This is a genomic window from Paenibacillus sp. BGI2013 (assembly GCF_002843485.1).
Classification (GTDB): Bacteria; Bacillota; Bacilli; order Paenibacillales; family Paenibacillaceae; genus Paenibacillus; species Paenibacillus amylolyticus.
The window spans coordinates 313,156-335,761 of record NZ_PJFA01000006.1; the positions used below are offsets into that span (position 1 = coordinate 313,156).

At 46.2% G+C, this 22,606-nt stretch carries 23 protein-coding genes and 1 pseudogene; 12 read left to right on the forward strand and 12 right to left on the reverse strand.

Features of this window, described 5'->3' with window-relative positions; all coding sequences use genetic code 11:
• Window positions 1-304 precede the first annotated feature (304 nt).
• Entirely contained in the window at window positions 305-976 is a 672-nt protein-coding gene (locus CXK86_RS17345) for a 3'-5' exonuclease (protein WP_017690193.1), read from the forward strand.
• A 57-nt stretch (window positions 977-1,033) separates the two neighbouring features.
• Here the strand turns inward: CXK86_RS17345 and CXK86_RS17350 are convergent, their stop codons facing one another.
• The 3 genes from CXK86_RS17350 to CXK86_RS32110 form a co-directional block, all read right to left on the reverse strand.
• A complete protein-coding gene (locus CXK86_RS17350; protein WP_036669185.1) occupies window positions 1,034-2,005 on the reverse strand; it encodes a helix-turn-helix transcriptional regulator in 972 nt (323 codons plus the stop codon).
• Window positions 2,006-2,156: 151 nt separating this feature from the next.
• A complete protein-coding gene (locus tag CXK86_RS17355) occupies window positions 2,157-2,861 on the reverse strand; it encodes a hypothetical protein (RefSeq protein WP_017690195.1) in 705 nt (234 codons plus the stop codon).
• Window positions 2,862-3,068: 207 nt separating this feature from the next.
• The gene (locus tag CXK86_RS32110) at window positions 3,069-3,236 is read right to left on the reverse strand and encodes a hypothetical protein (protein ID WP_164783260.1); all 168 of its coding nucleotides are present in this window, start codon (window positions 3,234-3,236) and stop codon (window positions 3,069-3,071) included.
• Window positions 3,237-3,566: 330 nt separating this feature from the next.
• Here CXK86_RS32110 and CXK86_RS17360 point away from each other — a divergent pair, with 330 nt between their 5' ends.
• The 6 genes from CXK86_RS17360 to queF all read left to right on the forward strand — a co-directional run bounded on the left by CXK86_RS17360 (window position 3,567) and on the right by queF (window position 7,706).
• The gene (locus CXK86_RS17360) at window positions 3,567-4,022 is read left to right on the forward strand and encodes a hypothetical protein (RefSeq protein WP_036611459.1); all 456 of its coding nucleotides are present in this window, start codon (window positions 3,567-3,569) and stop codon (window positions 4,020-4,022) included.
• Between the two features lie 18 nt (window positions 4,023-4,040).
• Window positions 4,041-4,745 (forward strand): AIM24 family protein, encoded by a 705-nt coding sequence (locus CXK86_RS17365; protein WP_036668803.1) that lies wholly within the window; start codon window positions 4,041-4,043, stop codon window positions 4,743-4,745.
• A 386-nt stretch (window positions 4,746-5,131) separates the two neighbouring features.
• Window positions 5,132-5,812: a 7-cyano-7-deazaguanine synthase QueC gene (gene queC / locus CXK86_RS17370; RefSeq protein WP_076319156.1), complete on the forward strand. Its 681-nt coding sequence runs from the start codon at window positions 5,132-5,134 to the stop codon at window positions 5,810-5,812.
• Window positions 5,809-6,300, forward strand: a complete 492-nt coding sequence (queD, locus tag CXK86_RS17375; protein ID WP_036611465.1) for a 6-carboxytetrahydropterin synthase QueD — start codon at window positions 5,809-5,811, stop codon at window positions 6,298-6,300. The genes queC and queD overlap by 4 nt, the downstream gene beginning before the upstream one ends.
• Entirely contained in the window at window positions 6,293-7,066 is a 774-nt protein-coding gene (gene queE / locus CXK86_RS17380; protein ID WP_101314160.1) for a 7-carboxy-7-deazaguanine synthase QueE, read from the forward strand. The genes queD and queE overlap by 8 nt, the downstream gene beginning before the upstream one ends.
• A 148-nt stretch (window positions 7,067-7,214) precedes the next feature.
• On the forward strand, window positions 7,215-7,706 hold the full coding sequence (queF, locus tag CXK86_RS17385) for a preQ(1) synthase (protein WP_036668798.1): 492 nt from the start codon (window positions 7,215-7,217) through the stop codon (window positions 7,704-7,706).
• 138 nt (window positions 7,707-7,844) lie between these two features.
• On the opposite strand, the gene CXK86_RS17390 is transcribed toward queF, so the two are convergent.
• Window positions 7,845-8,057 (reverse strand): hypothetical protein, encoded by a 213-nt coding sequence (locus tag CXK86_RS17390; protein WP_101314161.1) that lies wholly within the window; start codon window positions 8,055-8,057, stop codon window positions 7,845-7,847.
• A gap of 210 nt (window positions 8,058-8,267) precedes the next feature.
• Between CXK86_RS17390 and CXK86_RS17395 the strand changes: the two genes are divergently transcribed.
• Complete coding sequence (locus CXK86_RS17395) at window positions 8,268-9,542, forward strand: MFS transporter (RefSeq protein WP_036611474.1); 1,275 nt, start codon at window positions 8,268-8,270, stop codon at window positions 9,540-9,542.
• Between the two features lie 421 nt (window positions 9,543-9,963).
• Here the strand turns inward: CXK86_RS17395 and CXK86_RS17400 are convergent, their stop codons facing one another.
• From CXK86_RS17400 to abnA, 8 genes are all read right to left on the reverse strand, one after another.
• Entirely contained in the window at window positions 9,964-10,452 is a 489-nt protein-coding gene (locus tag CXK86_RS17400) for a YbaK/EbsC family protein (RefSeq protein WP_101314162.1), read from the reverse strand.
• Window positions 10,453-10,510: 58 nt separating this feature from the next.
• Window positions 10,511-11,356, reverse strand: a complete 846-nt coding sequence (locus CXK86_RS17405) for an EcsC family protein (protein ID WP_101314163.1) — start codon at window positions 11,354-11,356, stop codon at window positions 10,511-10,513.
• Between the two features lie 195 nt (window positions 11,357-11,551).
• Window positions 11,552-12,532: a glycoside hydrolase family 43 protein gene (locus CXK86_RS17410; protein ID WP_101314164.1), complete on the reverse strand. Its 981-nt coding sequence runs from the start codon at window positions 12,530-12,532 to the stop codon at window positions 11,552-11,554.
• Between the two features lie 611 nt (window positions 12,533-13,143).
• Window positions 13,144-14,559 carry an arabinan endo-1,5-alpha-L-arabinosidase gene (locus tag CXK86_RS17415; protein ID WP_101314202.1) on the reverse strand — a complete coding sequence of 472 codons (1,416 nt, stop codon included), beginning with the start codon at window positions 14,557-14,559 and terminating at the stop codon, window positions 13,144-13,146.
• Between the two features lie 56 nt (window positions 14,560-14,615).
• Window positions 14,616-15,458, reverse strand: coding sequence for a carbohydrate ABC transporter permease (locus tag CXK86_RS17420; RefSeq protein WP_036611483.1), 843 nt, complete (start codon window positions 15,456-15,458; stop codon window positions 14,616-14,618).
• Window positions 15,459-15,484: 26 nt separating this feature from the next.
• Window positions 15,485-16,375, reverse strand: coding sequence for a carbohydrate ABC transporter permease (locus CXK86_RS17425; protein WP_036611613.1), 891 nt, complete (start codon window positions 16,373-16,375; stop codon window positions 15,485-15,487).
• Window positions 16,376-16,532: 157 nt separating this feature from the next.
• On the reverse strand, window positions 16,533-17,873 hold the full coding sequence (locus CXK86_RS17430; protein ID WP_036611486.1) for an ABC transporter substrate-binding protein: 1,341 nt from the start codon (window positions 17,871-17,873) through the stop codon (window positions 16,533-16,535).
• Between the two features lie 132 nt (window positions 17,874-18,005).
• On the reverse strand, window positions 18,006-18,917 hold the full coding sequence (gene abnA / locus CXK86_RS17435) for an arabinan endo-1,5-alpha-L-arabinosidase AbnA (RefSeq protein WP_076251708.1): 912 nt from the start codon (window positions 18,915-18,917) through the stop codon (window positions 18,006-18,008).
• 397 nt (window positions 18,918-19,314) lie between these two features.
• On the opposite strand from abnA, the gene CXK86_RS17440 reads away from it, so the two are divergent.
• From CXK86_RS17440 to CXK86_RS17455, 4 genes and pseudogenes are all read left to right on the forward strand, one after another.
• Complete coding sequence (locus CXK86_RS17440; RefSeq protein ID WP_076251357.1) at window positions 19,315-20,232, forward strand: ArsR/SmtB family transcription factor; 918 nt, start codon at window positions 19,315-19,317, stop codon at window positions 20,230-20,232.
• Window positions 20,233-20,506: 274 nt separating this feature from the next.
• On the forward strand, window positions 20,507-21,424 hold the full coding sequence (locus CXK86_RS17445) for a helix-turn-helix transcriptional regulator (protein ID WP_076251355.1): 918 nt from the start codon (window positions 20,507-20,509) through the stop codon (window positions 21,422-21,424).
• An 83-nt stretch (window positions 21,425-21,507) separates the two neighbouring features.
• A complete protein-coding gene (locus CXK86_RS17450) occupies window positions 21,508-22,017 on the forward strand; it encodes a DinB family protein (RefSeq protein WP_076251353.1) in 510 nt (169 codons plus the stop codon).
• A gap of 11 nt (window positions 22,018-22,028) precedes the next feature.
• A pseudogene (locus CXK86_RS17455) lies at window positions 22,029-22,598 on the forward strand (YdeI/OmpD-associated family protein).
• Window positions 22,599-22,606 lie beyond the last annotated feature (8 nt).

The window sequence follows — 22,606 nt, forward strand, 5'->3', positions numbered from 1 at the left end:
CCAACACTTCAAACGGTGTTAGGAAGTTCTGATAATAAGACGGAAAATTCTACTTTTATGTTGCCATAAATACAAACAAAAACATAGGAAAGTCCCTACCTTTCCTCATTATAACGACCACTTTTGGCGAAGTAAAGACTTACCAAAACCGGAAATGCATCAGAAAGTTCATTAAACACTCGGACTGTTCGTTCATCCTGACTACAATGAATTCTCTGGCGATGGCTGACATGGCAGCACGTTCCCTGTAATATAGAGAAATAGAAATCTATCACAGGTATTAATCGATAAAGGAGCTTGTCCTATGCCATATATCATATATGATCTTGAATTCACGGTAAGCCGCAATACTCGCTATTCTTCTGAAATTATTGATATCGGTGCCGTCAAAGTTACGGAAAGTGCGGATGGATTGGTCGTAACGGATACGTTCCATACGTATGTTCGTCCTTCCAATAAGTCTGTTCTGTCCACTGACACGATTCAGTTTACAGGTATCACCCAGAAAGATATTGATGCAGCCCCCCTTTTCCCGGCAGCACTGAATCAATTCATCGCCTGGATGGGAAGTGACCCCTATTACATGTGTTCCTGGGGACCCGATGACCGCAGCAAACTGATCTCTCATTGTCGCACCCATCAACTTGATGTGGCCTGGATCACCAATCATAACGATCTCCAGCAACAATGGTCCCGCACCGTTCGTAAAGAAGGTAAGTTCCGTCAACTCGGACTCGCTCAGGCTCTTGAAATCTGCGGAATTGAATTTGATGGTACCCAGCATCGTGCCTTGGATGATGCCATCAATACAGCCAAGGTGTTTATGCATCAATTTGACCGTTTCACTCTGGAAAACAACTGTGCAGCCGATGATGAGGGCATTACATCCAAGGTTGTTTATTCCAGCTCCACAGAAGATGAAGAAAAAGAATCTCCATTTGGCAATCTGGCAAGCCTTTTCAAAACCAAAGAGTAACCGTCCACAGCACAGTACTTAATCGTGTTTTGGCTTAGGATAGGTGGCATTCTAATCTCAACTTTTATTGTACATTTGTTGCCAATAGTTTAGACGTTCTTTCATCTTGATGCGGCAGATCTCCGGTTCGAGAATTTCCGCATCAGGTCCATATTTAGATATCCATACAAGAAATTCGTCAACATCACTTAATATGGCTTCAAATAACAGGCTACCTTCCGGTTCAATGGTTAGGATGGGTCGTAAAAAAAATTGCTCCTGCATCACACGCTCCACAGCATGGGGTGCAAATCGAATTTTGAACGCAGTCCACTCCGTACTTCCCTCGTATGCCCAAGGAATGCGGAAGTGCGATTGCATCAGATAATCCTCTTTGCGAAACGTGCGTGGCAATATTCGTATCTTTTGCAGCCGGCTCACCTGAAATATTCGAAGTTTCTCCGACAGGTGACAATACCCTAACAGCTCAAATCTGTATTCACGAGGGATAAGACAGTAAGGATCTATACGTACGATCCCTTTTTTACCTTGAGACAGATACTCCCCTTCAATGGTGTTCTGTGAAATGCCAGCCTGAAGCAGGGTAATCATGGATTGATTCTGCGAATCGTTGTTTTCATTTTGCCATGCGGGCAATCCCGCTTTGAACAATCCACTAATTTGCTCCGACCATTCCACTCGTTCTGTTTTGTTTTTCTGACTCGCAGCAACCACTTTCTCATAAGCGCTCTCAAAAGCAGGTTTCAGCAAAGGACGAATATTCTCCATAACTTCAGCAAGATGCATGAAGGCTTGGGCTTCTTCATCAGACCAATTTAGCGGATACATGGCAAATTGGCTGATAAACATGTACCCTTGCCCGTGTCCCATATTGGCGATCGGGATATGCATTGCACTGAGGGCCTCCATGTCGCGGTATATCGTCCTTTCCGTCGTCTCGCATCGCTGGGCGAGCTCACGTGCCAGTATGCCTGGCTTCGCCTGCACCAGCGTTATAATGCGCATTAATCGGATTAGTCGGTCTGTCATTTTGCCGGACCCTCCACGATGTTGTTTCAATAAATTTGATACAACTCCATCCATTGTTTAATATGATATTGATACATACATTCGACCTTCTCCTAAACTTCACCTTCAAATATGTAGACTCTCTCTATACCGTTACCACCTGAAATCAACCCTATTCCCCTAATATCTTTTTTTCACGATCATGATATCCTGTTGTAAACGTGATCTCATAGTGATAACGCAACTTTTCAACGATCTCGGCTTCCGCGTAATAGTCCAGATCTTGCTTCCGCGCAGCTTCAATTAACAAGGCATCAGCATGACGACGTAACATATTACTTCCCTCTTGAACCCGGCCTCTTTCGTAGGCGCGCAGGGCTTGTTTGATCAGGGGCACGGTTTCACTTAATTTGATCGTCTTCTCCACCTTGGGATCTTCCGGCTGTCGCAGCATGCCCAGATGACTGGTGTACTGAATATACAACTGTTCTCTTCGTAACAATACACGTTGACTTTGCTTCAACTTCCTTGTGCTCCAGTAGGCTGAACATACGGCAGCTTTTCCTGATACACGGGGTCCCATGACGAATTCAAGCAAAATTTGTTTACTTTCTCCCTTGTACATATCCCCAAGCCTCAATAACCAGCCAATATCCGTTTCCTTGGAACGACATCCATAGATACCTTTTAGCTGTACTCCATATTCCGGTTTGAGCAAAAGTTCCAAATCTCTTGATACAATTTTGGGTGCTATTTTCCTAAGTCTTTTGGCAGGGGCACCGTTACGCCACTCTACCATCATATATACGGGGTCGGCTCCCCCTGTCGGTATGGCCTCTTTATTCCACGAATAAGATACTTCAAAGACTGAGTTCACTGGTAGTCTCTCCCCCGATTTATGTGTATTATCTTCTAAGTTATCAGGGTGAATGGACACTATATTGTCACGGAACACATGTTCTCATTAAATTTTTCCAATATATTAGTTTTATATCCCTAAATCCGTCTCAATACGACAATAAACGACGAAAAAGCCTGGCATTATGCCAAGCTTATCAATCACTTATCTATGACAAGTCCCAAATTAAACAGTAGGATGATCGATTCCCATTTTGTGTAAATATTGTACACTATCTGCTTCGTTTACCGGTGCATAGGTGACACTGTCAATGACCAGCTTACGCCCTACTGGCTCTCCATTAACAGTGATCATAATTGTTTTGGTTGATGTGTTCTGATCTGCTGTATACATATGTTTCTACTCCTTCATGTTCACGATCTTATATTCAATCGGATATATTGGTATCGTTCATTAAATTGCGCATTTGTGAATAGCATGCACCCGGAACTGAAGTAAAAGATCTGTAAAACGGTCCGGTATGCTTGCCTATCGTTCTATTACCCCGCAGATTTGTAAGCTAAACAGCCCTGTTCCTAAATAATTTTATATATTTCGGGTAATAAAACGATATCATCTTGAACCCATCGTCCCTGTTTTGACGTATAATGTAAGAGCCCTATTTCAACAATAGACGACGAATTCGGCGATTGATCTATCTAACCGAAGAAAGAGGTGTTAACGATGCCAAAATCCATTCAGGGTTATTTCATTCGGGTGTTATTCACCACATGCATTCTATTTACCGTTTCGATCGCTTCGACAGTAAGTGCAGCCAGTGCCAATATTTTTACGGATATATACAGCGGATGGGAGCGAGTCTCCGAACTTCCCGGAGAAGTGAACGCTCTGCAGGAAAGTTATAAACAAACGATGGAGCAGTTAAATCAAACGTCTGCTCAGTTGGGACAAGCCCAGGCCAATGTCGAAGCATTTAAGACCCAGAACGAACAACTGCTGGCTCAGAACCAGAAACTCACTGAAATGGTAAGTAAATTACAGGACGACCAGAATGCCAAAGCAGCTACCACCAAACGAATTCAGACGACGATCATCACTGTCGTTTCTCTCATATTGGGTTACTTTGTTCTGATTCGTGTGATGCGCTGGGGAATGCGTCGCCGTTCGGGCCGAGTATAAAAGAACAGGAGCAACTGCATGAACATACACCTGAACAATGCTGAAGCAGGCGGAGCAGGACAAGTCGTCACATTTTCACTCATTAAAGATGACCGCCTTCATATTTTGCATCCGCAACAAATTGTGGCCTTCCGCGGTCCAAGTGGGAGTCGCAATGATAAATTCATGAATATCACGGGCATATATCGCAAAAAGAAGCTGATTAAATCCGAAATCACCGGACCTTGCCAATTTGTGGCTGCCCTGCCTCCCGGATTCACGATGAAGGAAGTGGAGCTCACGGAGGACAGTGATCTGCTCTATGACTTCCGCCACCTGTTCTTCTACTCTGATGGTGTAACCATGCATACCAAAATTCAGAAAATCAAAAACATGCTGATCACCCGTGATGCAGTGAAAATGAAATTTTCCGGCAAAGGCAAAATCGGATTGCTCACTCAAGGTCAGGTCTGCCAACAGGAACTTCACCCAACAGCGCCGCTCTATGTGGATGCTGGTAGCATTATTGCCTATCCCGAAAATGCACATCTGGAACTCACCGTATATGGTAACAACCTTGCCAGTCAGCATATGAATTATCATTGGAAGATGACAGGACATGGATCTGTACTCTTTCAGGCGGGACGTGAGAATCACCGCTTGGAACAGGATCTTAACGATGAGGGACTGTTCAAACGAATTCTGAAAGAAGTGATCCCTTTCGGCAATGTATTGATCAAATAAACTGATCAAATAAGCTGTTAGTTGATGGAGCCGACCAATTAGCTGCCACTATGCTCCAGTGGGGTGGTCACCACACCGTTTCATGTTATAATGGTTCAGACAATTGAAGAAGAAAATCCATGCCTGTGGCATGGGAGAGGTTCGCGAACTCCCTCTATAAGACTTGACCATGTGATGGTCAGTATAAGTCTTGCGTACACGTTGCGGTCACCATGCAATCATGTACGTAAAAAACTAAGGACACTTACTCTTGCCTGCTTTTTTGAAGCGGTTATCGAGAAGGTGTGTTTTTTGATGGATGCCAGTTCATGAACTTCTCTGTTCTTCCGACACTCTATGCCTATGTGCATGGTTTGATCTCAAGAAGATAGAGAGGTTTTTTTATGTTGAACGAAGAAAAAGCAGTCGTTGTATTCAGCGGCGGTCAGGATAGTACCACGTGTCTGTTCTGGGCCAAACAACAGTTTGCCGAAGTAGAGGTCGTCACGTTTGATTATGGTCAGCGCCACAAGTTAGAGATTGAATGTGCAACAGAGATCGCACGTGATCTGGGCGTACAGCAAACGGTACTGGATATGAGTCTGTTAAATCAGCTTGCCCCCAATGCGCTCACTCGCACGGATGTCGAGATTACGCATGAAGAAGGCGAACTGCCGAGTACATTTGTGGATGGACGGAATCTACTGTTCCTCAGTTTTGCAGCCATTATGGCCAAGCAAAAAGGAGCACGTCACCTGGTTACAGGTGTATGCGAGACGGATTTCAGCGGATACCCGGATTGCCGGGATTCATTTGTGAAATCGATGAATGTGACGCTTAACCTGTCCATGGACTATCCATTTGTCATTCACACCCCGCTCATGTGGCTGGACAAAGCCCAAACGTGGAAGATGGCCGATGATCTAGGTGCCTTTGATTATGTCCGTGAGCGTACTCTGACCTGTTATAACGGCGTGATCGGCGATGGATGCGGAGATTGCCCCGCTTGCAAACTTCGCAAAGCCGGATTGGATCGCTATGTACAGCAACGCTCTGCTGCTGAATCGGCGGGAGTGGATGTACGATGAGAGAACCTGGAACATTCCGTATTGTAGAGCATCTGCAACGCATCGGAGAAGATATTCTCCCCACCCAGCTGCGCTATCACCGCAAACGTGTGCTTGTAAGCAAAGAATTCACCTTTGACGCAGCACATCACCTGCATTGTTATGAAGGCAAATGCAAGAACTTGCACGGTCATACGTATAAAGTTATTTTTGGCATCAGCGGTTATCCGGGTGAAACCGGGCTGACAGTTGATTTTGGACATATCAAAGATATATGGAAAACTCAAATTGAAGGATATCTGGATCATCAGTACCTTAACGAGACACTTCCTTTAATGAATACTACGGCTGAAAATATGGTCGTTTGGCTGTTCGAACAGATGGAACATGCGCTCCAGACGGAACCCTATGCCGGGCTGACCGATGGTGGGCGGACGGAGTTTGTCCGACTCTTCGAGACACCCACCAGTTACGCGGAAGCGAGACGGGAGTGGATGATCGATGAGTAGTGTGACACAGCAGGTGAATGAGACGGGCTCTCGCAAAGAGGCTCGTATTCCCGTGATGGAGATTTTTGGTCCGACGGTTCAAGGCGAAGGCATGGTCATCGGACAAAAAACGATGTTTGTTCGTACCGCCGGCTGCGATTATCGCTGCTCCTGGTGCGACTCGGCCTTTACCTGGGACGGCAGTGGCAAGGACCAGATTCGGATGATTACGCCGGAGGATGTATGGGAAGAATTGCGCCGCGTTGGCGGCACGCGTTTCTCCCATGTGACTATCTCTGGCGGTAATCCCGCCCTGCTCGCTTCGCTGGGCGGGTTGGTTGCCCTGCTGCGGGAGAACGGCATCCGCACCGCGGTGGAGACACAAGGCTCCCGCTGGCAGCCTTGGCTGACGGACATTGACGAAGTCACTGTCTCGCCTAAGCCACCCAGCTCCGGCATGGACACCGATTGGGCCGTGCTGGATGATCTGATCGAACGGCTGGCCGCTGGCCCGGTAGAACGAAGTCATAGTCTGAAGATCGTGATCTTCGATGAGACAGACCTGGACTATGCCCGCCGTGTGCATGCGCGGTATCCGGGCACGGATTTATTTTTACAAACTGGGAACCCGGATGTGACTTCCGCTGATACGCCAGATCTAGCGTCCTCACTTCTTGCTCGTTATGAGTGGCTGATTGACCAAGTCAGTGCCTCCGATGACCTGAATGATGTTCGTGTGCTTCCACAGCTTCATACGCTGGTATGGGGCAACAAACGCGGCGTTTGATGGGCAGTATGGGTGGAACGGGCGGCGTGATGTAAGGATGAGAACGAGATGTCCTCAGACAATGAAGAGAATTAAACAGGCAAATGGCCTATTCATATATACCGCGAGGCTTTGGGCTTTGGCGGAAACAAGGAGCGTTTAATAACCGATGAGACAACCTGATGAAATGCAAGATGTGACGTTGCTGGGCAACCAGAACGTTAAATATACGTTTGAATATGATCCAGGAATCCTGGAGAACTTTGATAACAAACATCCGTACCGCGATTATTTTGTGAAATTCAACTGCCCGGAGTTCACTAGCCTGTGCCCAATTACAGGTCAGCCGGACTTTGCAACGATCTATATCAGTTACATTCCTGATGTGAAGATGGTCGAGAGTAAATCACTCAAGCTGTACCTGTTCAGCTTCCGTAACCATGGTGATTTCCACGAGGACTGCGTGAACATCATCATGAACGACCTGATCAAGCTGATGGACCCCCGCTACATCGAAGTATGGGGCAAATTCACACCGCGCGGCGGCATCTCCATTGACCCGTATACGAACTATGGTAAGCCTGGAACGAAATACGAGCAGATGGCCGACCACCGCATGATGAACCATGATATGTACCCGGAGACGATTGATAATCGTTAATTCGTCAGGTTCATCCATTCTGTATAAAATAGAATCATAGAATGCCAAAAGCCGAACTCTTCAAATCTGAAGAAGTTCGGCTTTTTAGTATAAACCTTTAGAAACTCAGTCTCTCGATGCAGTGGGATCGCAGCGCATTCAAGTAGATTGATCATTCTTCAGTTTTTTGACTTTTTTGATGTAATGTCGCAACATCAGCACACCAATTGACTGACAAATGATAAATATGACGATAGCAACAGACAAAGATGCTGGGGCAACATATATAGCCTGAAACGTTATTACAACCATATACAAAATAGTCATCACCAACTCACGTTTGGCGGATTCATAAGGTGATAAGGATTTCATATCCATCCCTCCTCCATCCTTATTACACATAAATATAGGTCTTCTTACAGTAGATGCTAAAGTAATACGTTTATTTTGTAAATGTACGTTTTCTCATGTTCCCCTTGTCGGTCCAATCAATCTATCCTATTATGTAACAATATGCTTACACGCATATATTACAACATCAGGCGCTGATCCCTCGTGACCGCGACCAAAGGAGAATTGTACATGTCTACTCAATCCACTTTAACCAAGGACGCCGCAGCGCGTTCGAAAGCCCCACCCGGATCGGATGCCCAAAGCACCGTTTACCGGATACTCATTGCCATTAGTTTGGTTCATCTCTTCAATGATTCGATCCAGTCGGTTATTCCAGCCATTTTTCCGATTCTGAAAGATTCTATGCATCTCACGTATACTCAGATCGGATGGATCTCCTTTGCTATTAACTTTACCGCATCCATTATGCAGCCTGTCGTAGGCTGGTTTGCAGATAAAAAACCGACGCCATCCATTCTGCCCATTGGCATGGGTTTTACATTTACCGGCATGTTGCTGTTGGCTTTCGCTGACAGTTACATGGCTGTCCTAATTTCCGTTATTTTTGTGGGTCTGGGTTCTGCCGCTTTCCATCCGGAGGGTTCACGGGTATCGCATATGGCTGCTGGTCAGCGCCGCGGGCTGGCACAATCCATCTTCCAAGTCGGTGGTAACGCAGGGCAATCCCTTGCCCCATTGCTTACACGCTGGATCTTTATCCCGTTTGGACTGTTCGGTGCCATTGGATTTACAGGCATTGCTGCCATGGGGATTGCGGTTCAGATCTACATCGCCCGTTGGTATGGACGCATGCTGCAATCGGGAGGATACCTGCGTAGACAAGCTGCTGCCCGTCGTGCACCCAATCCTGCTTTACGTAAAAAGATTACTGCCGCCATCACGCTATTGATCTTGCTCGTCTTTGTTCGTTCCTGGTATATCGCTTCCATCGGCAGCTTTTATGCGTTTAATCTGAAAGATACTTTTGGATTGTCCACAGAGGACGCGCAGATCTATATCTTCTTGTTCCTGGCTGCTGGAGCACTTGGTACATTCTTCGGAGGACCTCTTGCGGACCGATTCGGCAAACGTAACCTGATCTTCCTGTCCATGGCTGGAGCTGCTCCTCTGGCTCTGTTGTTGCCCTATGCGAATCTGTTCTGGACAGGCGTACTGCTAACCATTATTGGTTTTATTATGTTATCCAGCTTCTCGGTTACGGTTGTGTACGCACAGATGCTGATTCCGGGCAAAATCGGAACGGTTTCCGGTCTAATTACTGGTCTGGCATTTGGTATGGGAGGTCTGGGCGCACTCGTGCTGGGCAACTGGATTGACGTTTTCGGTGTATCACCCGTAATGCAGATGTGCAGCTTCCTGCCCCTGCTCGGGATCTTCACGTTCCTGCTTCCATCCGATAAATTACTCAATATCTGGGCGAAAGAAAACGGTAGTGAAGAGTAAAAAATACATCAATAGGTGCCCACTTTTTATTCTATATTAGATCCAATCCTTACGTGCAGCATTGCCCTTATAAGACGTTATCTTGCGCTAACGAACCTGACAGCACTTATTTGAACGAATACTGCCGATTTCGCAATCTAAAGAATCTGAGGAACGCTATTCCCGAGAAAAAGGCCGAAAACCTTGGAATGTGCGTGTGAAATGCAGAAATAACGTGTCTGAGATTCTTTAGAAATCGGGATTAGTGAAATATCGCCCAGTAGCGTCTGCTGAGTTCGTTAGATTTCACTTTAGTCACCTACATTTGCAGTCTATATAAAATGTTTGAACCATAACAAAAGGGTTCTTGCCAACTCTGTATTCACAGACTGGCAGGAACCCTTTTTTATATTTGTTTTTCTCGTATTTAGCATCAAACGTATTATTCAACGTCACACATGACAACGTTGCTACCTTGAGCTGTAATTAGTTCCTTCACATATTCAAATTCAAGAAATACCGTTGCCGTATTCTCCATGGGATGAATTCCAATTTTCTGACCAACTAAATCCTTGTCAAAAACTACGGTCACGTTTTTCTGAATATTATTGAGAACCCCCATAGGGTTGACGTGCCCTTTTTCCAATCCGAGTAACTCCAACAAATCCTTTTCACTGGCAAAACTTAATTTGCGGCTAGGTATCTTTTCGCTTAAACTTCTCAAATCAACGGACTTCGTTCCAGCAATCGTCACCAGATAATAGTTGCGCTTCTTGTCATCACGCAGAAACAGATTTTTAACGATACGTTCTGTATGTGGAATCTGATAAGAGAATATTTCCTCCATCGTGTATACTGCGGGATGTTCAATACTTTCGTAAACGATATTATTGCGATCTAAAAGATCATAGAAACCCTGTTTGTTTAACATATCAAATTCATCTCTTTCAATATAAATATTCTTCTCTAATATTACTTCTTCTGTAATATTACTTCAAACGCTGAAGGATCAGCCGTTTTTTGTACAGCATTTTACCTGCTTCGGCTACATCCCGAATTGTATTTTTGTTGCTCACCGAACCAAACACCATGCCTGCAATCGGCACGAGTTGGAACAGCTTCTTCCAGCCAAAAGATTCACTGTAGGAGTTAAACACTTCCCGCCATCCCTGCATCTGCGATACTACTTCAATAGGTTTGTCGGGATCATCATAAGCGGCCAGTTCTTCAATGATCGCTTTCTTACCTACAATATCAGCGGAAGAGAATTGCAGACATTTGACAATAAAGATGCGCTCCAGCGGTTCATCCGGATCATACCCGTAACATAGTGCCATCTCCTGCAGTACCTTCAGAGAAAGCCCCATCACCATCGGAATATCTGCTGCAATGGTTACAATGCCACCAAACCCTGTAGCTGCTCCCTGTGCCGCGGCAAACTTCGTTCGACTGTCAGTAATGTTATCCGCCACCTGGTCCAGTACCTTAAGTGGCAGATTCTCTACACTATGAATCTTCGCTGTCCCCTCCGCTTCAGCATCCTGCTCCAGACGATAGGTCGTATCCATCATGGAATAACCGGACCTCTCGGCTTCCTCTTGCAGCAGCTTAGCTACTTTTTTCTTTTGTACGAGGAACTTGCCTCCATTCTGCACATACTGACCCACATCGTTCAGGGAATCTCCGATCTTCTGTTTCAGCGCTTTAGGCATCACTTTATCCAACATCGCAAAGGGCAAACGCCCGATTTTATCCCAAATAAACAAGTCTTTCTGTTGTTTCTCCCATTTTAAAATCTGTTCAAGTTCCTTGTCCAACGTCTCGCGTGAATCCATATATGATCCTCCTAATAGGTTCTGCATCGTAATCTGTATCTTTCTCATACGCAGAAATCATCGTTGTGGTTGCTTTGTTTTGTGTCCAGGACACATATGTTCAGGCCATTCTATCTTATCGTTCACATACAGAAGAGCCCTTAATCAGCATTACTCGCTAACTAAGGGCTCTCGTATGAAAGGTTACACGACCTCTTATTTTGCTTCCGCTACTGCGCTGCCATCCGGTGCCGGAACACCGAAGTCAGGTGTGCCATCTTCACGCCAACGAATCACTTGAGCACGGGCGTGACGGTTCGGATCATACAAGGGGTCACCCTCGATGTCTTTGTAATTACGCGCATGATAAATCAGAATATCGGTCTTGCCATCCGGCGACACCGTAAAGCTGTTATGGCCAGGACCGTATTGGCCGTTCGCTTCACAAGTCTGGAATACCGGCTCGGGTGATTTCACCCAGCTGGCCGGATCAAGCAAGTCGGCATTTTCATCTGCGGTGAGCAGACCCATACAATAATTGTAATCGGTCGCGCTTGCCGAGTAGCCGATAAACAAGCGCCCATTCCGATGCATCACGGCTGGGCCTTCATTCACCTTAAAGCCGATGATTTCCCAATCGTACTCAGGCGTAGAGATCATGACCTGTTCGCCGCGCAGCGTCCATGGGTTTTCCATTTCGGCAATGTACAGGTTCGAGTTGCCCACAATATCAGGATCTTTCTGTGCCCAAACCAGATAGCGGATTCCTTTATGTTCAAAGGTTGTTGCATCCAGCGCGAATGATTCCCACCGTGTGTAAATCTGCCCTTTCTCTACCCACTCTCCTTCGAGTGGATTCGCAGAATCGTTCTCCAAAACATACATCCGATGATCGAACAGACCTTCGTTGGTCTCACTGGTGTGAGCAGCAGCGTAATGTATGTACCATTTTCCATCGATAAAATGAATCTCCGGTGCCCAGATGTTGGCACTCATCGGCCCTGTGTCACGCTTCGTCCAAGCCGTTACCGGCTCAGCATCTCTTAACTCTTCCAACGTCTCTGCTCGCCGGATCTCAATCCGGTCAAAAGCTGGCACGGAAGCGGAGAAATAATAGTAACCGTCTGTATGACGGTACACCCACGGATCAGCGCGCTGCTCCAGAATGGGATTAGTAAATGTAATGGAATCAGTCATGGGAATGCTCCCCTTTCAAATGTTGTTTGGCTCGAAGTTTGGGGATGTAACCCAATTGCGAAAAAGCGAAAACCCTTTTGGGGTGGTGCACAGCGGACGTTCGGGGGTGGCAGGGCCTTGGTGCTCTCTTGTCCTCCGATTTCTCTTTCCACCGCTCTTGACGGTTGAAATCGGATGCCAAACTCGCTCCTGCGGCTCCTTCCTCCCCCTCACTGCTTGTGCACCCTCGGAGCGGTAGCTCGCTCTTACCGCGCTCGCCGGGTTACAACCTCACTTCGAGCCTTTTTGTTGGCTCGGTTTTATGGGGTCGACCGCTTCGCAGGGTCAACCCTCCCCATATTTAGTGCATGATTGGCCTCAGACATAGGCCAGCACAGATGAATCTTAAGTGTCTATCTGCGTTAGCGCAGCTTAATAGGACAGCTTGCATACACAGCGGACGCTCGGGGGCGGTAGAGCCTTGGTGCTCTCTTGTCCTCCGATTTCTTTTACTACCGCTCTCTGCGGTTGAAATCGGATGCCAAACTCGCTCCTGCGGCTCCTTCCTCCCCCTCTCTGCTTGTGCACCTTGGCGCAGCAGCTCGTCTCTTTTCTCTCTCGCAGCTCGCTCCTTATTCCTCAGCTGCGCTGATCTGCTTGCCCCAGACCGCCACACCGTGGTCATTGAGGCCTGTTACCACCAGCGCGGGCTGGCTTCGCTCCCAGTCCCAGGACGGGAGCAGCTTCAGCTCTTCTATGGAGGCTCCGCCCCATGGGCTTTCTTTCCACTTCAACGTCAGTGTTTGTTTGTCATCAAATGTCCAGGTTCCTGAACCTTTTTCGCTTTTAATTTTACCGTTGCTTGTTAGGGTATAAGGCACGGCCTGAATTTGCCCGTCTACGGACGGATCAATCGCCATGCCTTCCCACTCCCCGGCAATCATGGATTTCGGAATGTCCTGTGCTGTCTCACCTGCGTAACGCTCAGGTGAAACCACAGGCCAACCGTCCTTCGTCCATAACATTTTGCGTACATGTAGATATGGCCAGTTTTTATCCGTCTCACCCCGTGCATGATGTACGATGTAATAATCGTCTCCGTCCTTCAACACAGAGTTATGTCCAGGCGCAACCCAGCCCTCACCTTCTGTGAAGCGATAACCGCCGAGAATTTTGGTGCCGATCTCATATTGCGGCAGATGATCCGTATCCAGCATGTTCATGCCATTCATGTCCGTGTACGGTCCTGTGATTGAATCAGCACGCGCAACCCGCACGTTATAATCTTCAAATAAGGAATCATAGGAGACGAACAGATAATACTTTTTGAATTCCGGGTTATACACAATGTAAGGACCTTCCACTGCACCTTCTTCGGTAGCACGATCCCGAGCGGCAATGCGTGTACCATAACCTTCGTCCTTGAATTTCCCCGTCTCCGGATCGAGTGGCGCAATATAGATGCCGTCAAAGAATGAACCATATACCATCCACGAATTGCCCTCGGCATCTACGATGGGATTGGCATCAATGGCATTTAATTTGTCCTGTTCATTCGCAGAAGTTTTCACAACCAGTCCTTCATCTGTCCATGGACCTTCGGGAGATGAGGATGTCTGCAGACCAATGGCAGACTGGGTACTGCCAAAAGAAGAAGCCGAATAATACATCCGATAGGTATCGCCAGCCTGGATCACATCCGGTGCCCACAGATTGACTGCACCTGTCCAATCCAGCGCTTCTTGCGGAATACCGGGCAGAGCCTGATCTACCCATGTCCAGTGAATCAGATCATCTGATTTGCGTACCATGACACCGGGTTTCGCTTCTCCTGCTACACGAACGTCTGTGGAATAGACATAGTATCCCTGATCGGTTTTGATAATGGCTGGATCATGCGCATTATTTACCGTCCAACGGGATTCATCATCCAGTATGGATGTGTCATACAGCTGAGTATCTTGAGGAGCTTCAGGAAAGACCGGACGGGAAACCGTTTCTCCTGCTCCAGAACAACCAGTAGCTCCAACAACCAACAATAACAACATGGAAGCAACCACTCCTTTTCCTGAATTCGACCACCGTCGGAATTTCTTCCGCTGGTTCATCCCTTCACTCCCGAAATGGCAACCGATTCAATAATCTGTTTCTGGAAGATCAGGAAGATGATTAATACAGGTAACAGAGCCACAATCGACGCCGCCATAATAAGCGGGTAATCGGTTTGAATCGCATACGTGGCATTAAAGTTTGCTATAACGAGCTGTAACGTCTGCTTCTCTGGTGAATTCAGATAAATAATCGGTGCCAGATAATCGTTCCAGATGCCCATGAACCAGAGAATCAGCTGTGCAGCAATCGCCGGTTTGATAAGCGGAAACGTAATACTGGAGTACAGCCGGAAGTAGGAACTTCCATCGATTTTGGCCGCCTCAATAATTGCATCAGGTACACTAAGCAGGTACTGGCGCAGGAAGAAGATCATGATTACGTTACCGAACAGGCCAGGAACAATCAGTGGTAACAGCGTATCCACCCAGCCCAGCTTTGCAAACATGATGAATTGCGGGATCATGACTGTTGGATAAGGAATCATCATGGATGCCAGCAACGCGAGAAACAGTTTGTTTTTGTGCGGGAATCTTAATTTGGCAAAAGCAAAGGCAGCGATACTGGACGTAAACGTACCCACCACCGTTACACTCACCGCAACGATGAGGCTGTTTTTGATCCCGCTGAGTAGGGGACCGGCTTCCCAGATTTCTTTATACTTTCCAAATTGGAATACTTCAGGTATCCACACAGGCGGAAGCGCGAACACATCCTGCTTCTCCTTCAATGAAGTGGACAACATCCAGATCAGTGGTGCAATCATCGCAATCGCACCAATCGCGAGTACGATAAAGATGATAGAGTTCGTTAATTTCCTCTTTTGACTGTAAGACATCTCCGGTTCACTCCTTTCCTTGACAATCAATCCCCATCATAGGCTGATTTTTCGTTCATTTTGAATTGCACCAGGGTAATGACAAAAATGAAAATACCAAGAATCATGGCCATCGCTGAGGCATAACCCATCTGCAAGTTACTGAAGGCTTTCTGCCAGATGTAGAAAACGATTGATGCCGAAGAGTATTCAGGACCACCCGTAGGTGTCATAATGTTCATCTCGGTGAAGATCTGGGAACCGCCAATGATATTTGTAACAATGAGGAAAAAGGTAACTGGCTTCACCATAGGCCAGGTGATATTGCGGAAGATTTGGAACCCGTTCGCTCCATCCAGCTCAGCCGCCTCGTAGTATGTACGTGATACACTTTGCAGTGCTGCCAGGTACAACAACATCGTGTATCCCAAGCCTTTCCACACCGTCATAATAATCAAAGCCGGTTTAACCGTGTCTTTGTTCGCTAGCCAGTTAGGACCTTTAATCCCAAACAGGTCAAGGAACTGGTTCACCAGACCGTAATCCCCGTTGTACGCCCAGTTCCACATGATGGACACCGCAGCGAGGGAAGAAATAACCGGAATGTAATAGATCACACGGAATGTCGTCGTGCCGGGAATTTTACGATTCAGACCCATTGCCAGCAATAATGCGAGCAACAATCCAATTGGAATACCAAGCATCAGGAAGAATGTATTAAACATCGCTTTGTAAAAGAGGTCATCCGTGAGCAAATCCTTGAAGTTGGCCAAACCGATAAAGTTCATCTGTCCCAGTCCGTCCCAATCCGTAAAGGAACCATAAAGGGAGTAGAGGAACGGGAACATGACAAAGATCAGCAATCCAAGAATCGGAGGTAAAATAAACAGATATCCGTACAGCATCTCTTTGCGATACAAACTCGATTTCGTAATCACGGCGTTCACCCCTGTTTCTAGTATCAGCATGTGGCATTCTTCGATTGAACCTTGTCGATCAACGAATGCCACATGCCCGTATGGAATCCAATAAGTTCCAATACGAATGATGCCAGCAGCATGATTGCAGGCTGCCGGCATCACCCTTTCCTATCTACTATTTCTGAGATTTCTTTTCTTGTTCTACCGCTTTGTCGAGCAGTTTTTGCATTTTCGGTTGTTGCTGCTTCACATAGTCTGCGGCTGTAATCTTGCCATCCAATACCGGCTGGATGTCCGTGAAGAACAGGTCATACCATTCCGCATTGTACGTGTAGTTACCTGGCAGAGCCCGGCCGTAATCTTCAACAATATCAATGAATTCCTGTTTGTTGGCTGGTTTCGTGGATGTATCTTTGGCCCACTCGTCTGCCATATCAAGCAAGTTCGGAATTTGTACCTTGGCATCTACCAGTTGTTGCATGCCTTCCTTCGAAGCCGTAAGGTAGTTCACCAATGCTGCTGCTTCTTCTGGATGTTTCGTTTTCGCGGATACTCCGATTCCCAGAGATCCGATCCACGTTGCCGATTTGCCAGTTGATCCCGCAGGGAATGGCAGCAAATCATAATCGAAAGGCAATTTCTCAAATGTACTCATATCCCATGGGCCTACAGGGAAGAAAGCCATTTCACCTTTCATCCAGCGTTGATACGTATCCAATGTTTGCGCTTCCTCAATGGAAGGTGTAATTTTGTATACGTTCTGCATATCCGCGAAGAATTGCAGTGCTTCAGCGAATTTTGGATCATCAATCGTTACTTTTGTTTTGGTCTCATCCAACCAATCCCCACCGTTACTCCATACAAAGGATTGCAGTGCCCACTGTACGTTGAATCCAGTACCGTATACATCCGGTTTACCATCTCCATTGGTATCCTTGGTCGCTTGCTGGTTCACCTTGATGAACTCTTCCCATGTGTATGGTTTATCCTTGTCAGGGAGTGGGATGCCCTCTTTTTCAAACAACGTTTTGTTGTAGCCCAGTGCAAATGGCCCCAGATCCTTCGGCATACCGTAGATATCACCTTGACCTGCCATTTGGCCGTCATAACGATACAGGTCCACGCCGTATTTCCAGATATTATCGAGATCAACATCCGGATTGTTTTCAATATACGAAGTGAGGTTCATCAGCACATTGCTGTTCACATACGCTTTCACGTCACCCGGATTGATATAAAATACGTCAGGCAAGCTGTTGCCTGTAATTGCCGCTCTTAGCTTGGTTGCATATTGATCCGCAGCCGTTACGATAATTTTGACTTTCACACCCGGATGATCTTCTTCGAATTTCTTGACCACCGCTTGGTATGCTTTCTGCTCATCAGTACCGCCGCGGAACATAAACGTTAACTCCTTGTCCCCACTTGCACCGCTGCTTCCTCCGCAACCTGCGAGTACCAGCGCACTTACCAGCATAAGAAGCATAAATGTGACCCAATTCTTTTTCTTTACCATCTGAACCCCTCCTGATCTGGACTTGTAACCGTATTCAATTGGATGAAATAAGATTTCTGTTGTTAAATTTATCAAATCCAGATCACTTTAGTCAACACTTTTATAAAACATTTTATATTTATATAAAATAAATCAATATTTCGGCCAGCCACTCGAGTCCCAAAGCAAGTCATTAATCAGCAATTTCGGATTGCCATTATCCTCTGCATCATAGGCATGTCTTGCGATGACATTGCCGTTGTACACGTCCTGACCACCTGGACCTTTCCATTTTACATTGCCTGTATCCAATATCGTTCCGCCACCATTCAGCATATTAACTCCGTTTTTGTCCACATAAGGGCCTGTTATACTGGTCGAACGTCCATAGACCATTTTGTAGGTACTGTTCACCCCTTGGCAGCAAGAATCGATGGAAGCAAACAGGTAATAGTAGCCGCCACGATATACAATACTTGGTCCTTCAATAGCACCTCCGTTATTCGGGCGCGCAGCAATGGAAGTTATACTTCCCGTCGGTTTCATCGTGTTTTTGTCCAGCTTGACAATCTTCAGGCCACTCCAGAAAGAACCAAAGGCCAGCCATGGATTGCCTGAAGCATCAATGACCAGATTTGGATCAATGGCATTATAATTATTGGCGGTCGTGGTTTGAAGCACCAATCCTTCGTCCTTCCACTGCCCTGCTCCAATGCTATTCGCAGACGCAAGACCAATCGCAGACCGATTGGAGCCAAAGGTGGAGATTGAATAATAGAGCCATACTTTTCCGTTATACTGCTCTACATCCGGTGCCCATACATCCAATCCGCTTTGTCCCGGAACGGCAGAAGCCCACCAGGATGGCTTACTTAAGAAGATCTGTGGAACACGATACCAGGACGATCCATTATCGGATTTCAATACTTGAATGCCCGGGCCGGTTGAAAAGGTGTACCAGGAATTGCCCTCTTTGATAATCGACGGATCATGAACAGCGGTATCTCCGGTCAGATTCCAGAATGCCGCCAAAGCTTTTGACTGACCTGCCAGCAGTAATACCATCACAAGTAATGCCGGTAACGCCAACCGTTTCCACTTAAACCTCTTCACATTGCTTAACTTTTCCAAACTGAACTCCACCTTTCCTGTTCAAATGGTTAATTAGGTTCATGAAGTATTGAATCAATTTAGGTATAATAGGATTATAAAAGCGGTTACATGACATTTCAATGGTATATTTCAAATATATGTGAACTGATTAACACTTATTTTAACCGGATTAGTGGACAAAATATAGATTATATTTTCGTATTTGCGCTATATACAAGGGTTTTGGCTTCTATTTCTCCACCCTTCCCTTCCATGAGGGAATGATTTATAATTATCTGAAATAAAACATATAAATGTGCAAATGTCTGTGTCGAAGACTTTGTTCAGAACGGGGAAAGGAAATCCACCTATGATTTATATTAAAGATCTGATGTCGGGTGTGAATATCTTCAAAGCGCTCAGTTCGGAAATCCGGATTCAGATCATCGAGCTGCTGGCCAAGAACCAAAGTCTTAATCTCAATGATCTTGCAACCAAGCTGGGACTGAGCAATGGCGCCATCACGATGCATATCAAGAAGCTTGAAGAGAGCGGATTGATCGAGATCAACACCGCCGTTGGCAAACATGGAATTCAGAAGATATGTTATCTCAATGAGGAAAAATTGATGGTTGATCTGCGTTCACAAGAGATTAACAATCGTTATGAGGTGGAAATTCAGGTCGGTCATTATAGCGATTATCAGGCCGCACCTACATGTGGTCTCGCTACCCGGGACAGCATTGTTGGAGAGTTCGATGATCCGCGGTACTTTGCTGATCCACTGCGAATTGATGCGGAGATGATCTGGCTGGCTGAAGGTTATCTGGAATATCGGATTCCAAACTATCTCAAACCCAATCAGTCCTTTAGCGAAATTCAGTTGTCGATGGAACTGGGATCGGAGGCCCCTGGCTTTTGTGACAATTACCCTTCGGATATTTACTTCTATGTCAATGGGATTGAGATTGGCTGCTGGACAAGTCCGGGGGATTTTGGCAATACACGCGGTACCTTTAATCCGGAATGGTGGCCTCCGCACTTGAATCAGTACGGCATGCTGAAGCTGATCCGGATTACACAGGAAGGCAGCTATATCGACGGATGCCGCATCTCGGACGTGACGTTGGACCAGATTAGGCTGGATTACAAAAGCGATATTCACTTCCGCATTGCGGTTACGGACGAACCTTTGAACAAACGGGGCTTAACGATCTTTGGTAAAAACTTCGGAAACTATGGACAGAATCTGCTCGCTCGGGTTCTCTATAACGTGCAAGAAGAGTAGAGCCGGCTCTGACTATTCACTCGATATTAATTAAGTTCGACCGATCTGCTAACGTAACTGTTCAACACAACAACAATCATGTGTCTTCGAAAGGGTGCTATCCAGCACTCTTTTTTGTTTGCTCTCGCCTAAGAACTTGTCCTATCATGTTGGAACAAAACATACTGGATGATATGACTCCTATAGCCCCTCTGTAATCCTCCATGTTGTTTACCCTGGCGTGATATAATAATGGCCTATAAAGACAAAATGGAATAACGGGCGGGGATACCTTTTGAAATTGGAGCGATTAATCTCAATCATATATAAACTACTGAACCACGAAGTATTGTCTGCTTCCACCTTGGCTGAAGAGTTTCAGGTGTCCCCAAGAACGATCTATCGGGATATTGATGTAATCTGTGCCGCCGGCTTCCCGGTCGTCTCCCATCAGGGACTCAAAGGCGGCTATGGCATGATGGACGGATACAAGATGGATAAAAGCTTGCTTGGTTCTTATGATGTGGATTCCCTGATCACGGTCCTGAGCAGTCTGTCCACAGTATTCGAAGATGCACGTGCACAAGGCACGATTGAACGTCTGCAAACGATTGGACCGGAGCATCAAACCTCAAGTCTCTCGGTGGATCTGGAGACACGTCGAACAGAACCTGATGCCCTTCCTCATCTGCGTAAAGGTATTACGGATCATCAGGTTGTCCGTTTTGACTACATCAATACGAAAAATGAACATACCCCCCGCCATCTGGAACCGGTAAGACTTCATTTTAAATATCGTAATTGGTATATATATGGATTTTGCCAGACACGGCAGGATTATCGCGAGTTCCGACTGTCCCGGATGATGAACGTGCAACTGACATCGGAACACTTCCAACCCCACCTTGAGCTTCCCCAAGAGACGGTTGTCTCAGATCCATCATGGCAAGATCAGGTAAGTGATGTGGTATTTCGGGTGAACCCGGAAGCGCTCGCGGAAGCCATGGATCATTTTCAACAGGCAGATAAGCAATTTCACGAGGATGGAAGTATGACAATGCGTATCTCGGTTCATCAACCGTTACAAGCCAAGTGGTTATGGTCGTTTCTACTTAGTTTAGGCAGTGGCGCCGAGGTACTTGAACCGATTGAATTAAGAGACATTCTGAAAGAACAACTTCGAAACGCACTTAAGCTCTATGAAGAAGTATGACACGCTGTTGTCATACTTCTTTTTTTATAATCATCTCAGTAAGTTCATCTAATCCATCGCCAAATTAAAGGAGACGATCATCAATGAATCATCCGGAACAAATGTATAACTACCACGCATGGGCCAATCAAACCATCCTGGGCAGAATCAAGGAACTGCCCTCCTCTGTCCTGAGTCAGGAAGTGAACAGTTCATATCCAACCATTGCTCACGCACTCAGCCATATCTATACAGTGGATAAGATGTGGTATCTGGTGTTAACTGGCACCGGGATGCCCGAGGCACTGCAAGCATGCATACCACTCAATAGTGAAATTCACGGTTCTGTGGATGAGTACATCCAATGTTTTACCGACCTGTCGGCACAATACAGTGAGTGGTTACGAGGCCAAGCTGATCTGGAGCAAACCATTCTACTCGATAATCCATTTGCAGGAGTTCGCGAAACCAGCTTATCGGACATCGTAATCCATGTGGTTAACCACGGAACCTATCATCGAGGCAATGTTTCTACCATGCTGCGTCAATTGGGGTATGCCTCCATCATGAATGACTATTCACTCTTTTGGTATCAGGAACCGGCTCAAGTATAGTTGACAATCGGATGGAAAATGTAAATTGTATCCCCATGACGTCGAGGGATGAATTGAGAAATTGGTTGCATACGCGTGGAAAAGTCGAGAAATCTTGCTGGGTAATGATAAGCATAAAACCCGTGCCAAATACCCTGCTGTATTTGGACGTGGTTGAGGAGTCGCTGTGCTTTGGCTGGATCGATGGAGTCAAAAAGAAAATATCCGAGACTCAATTAGCACAGAGATTATCTCCTAGAAGTAAACGCAGCTCATGGACTGAATTGAACAAGGAACGTGTCCGTCGTCTTGAAAAGTTGGGCTTCATGCATGACGAGGGTAGAAAGGTTCTTCCTGTTATGGAGCCAAATGCTTTCATAATTGATGGTGTGATCGAACAGAGGCTGAAATAAGATCATCAGGTTTATGCAAATTTCATGTCCTTTCCTACCCTGTATCAAAACGTTCGGATCGATACGATCCAAAGTGTTAAGAATCAGCCAGCATTATTCCAGAGCAGATTGAATAAGTTCATAACCAACACAAAGGAAAATAAAATGTACGGTCAGTGGCATGACAACGGACGGCTCTTGAACTATTGAACTCCCCC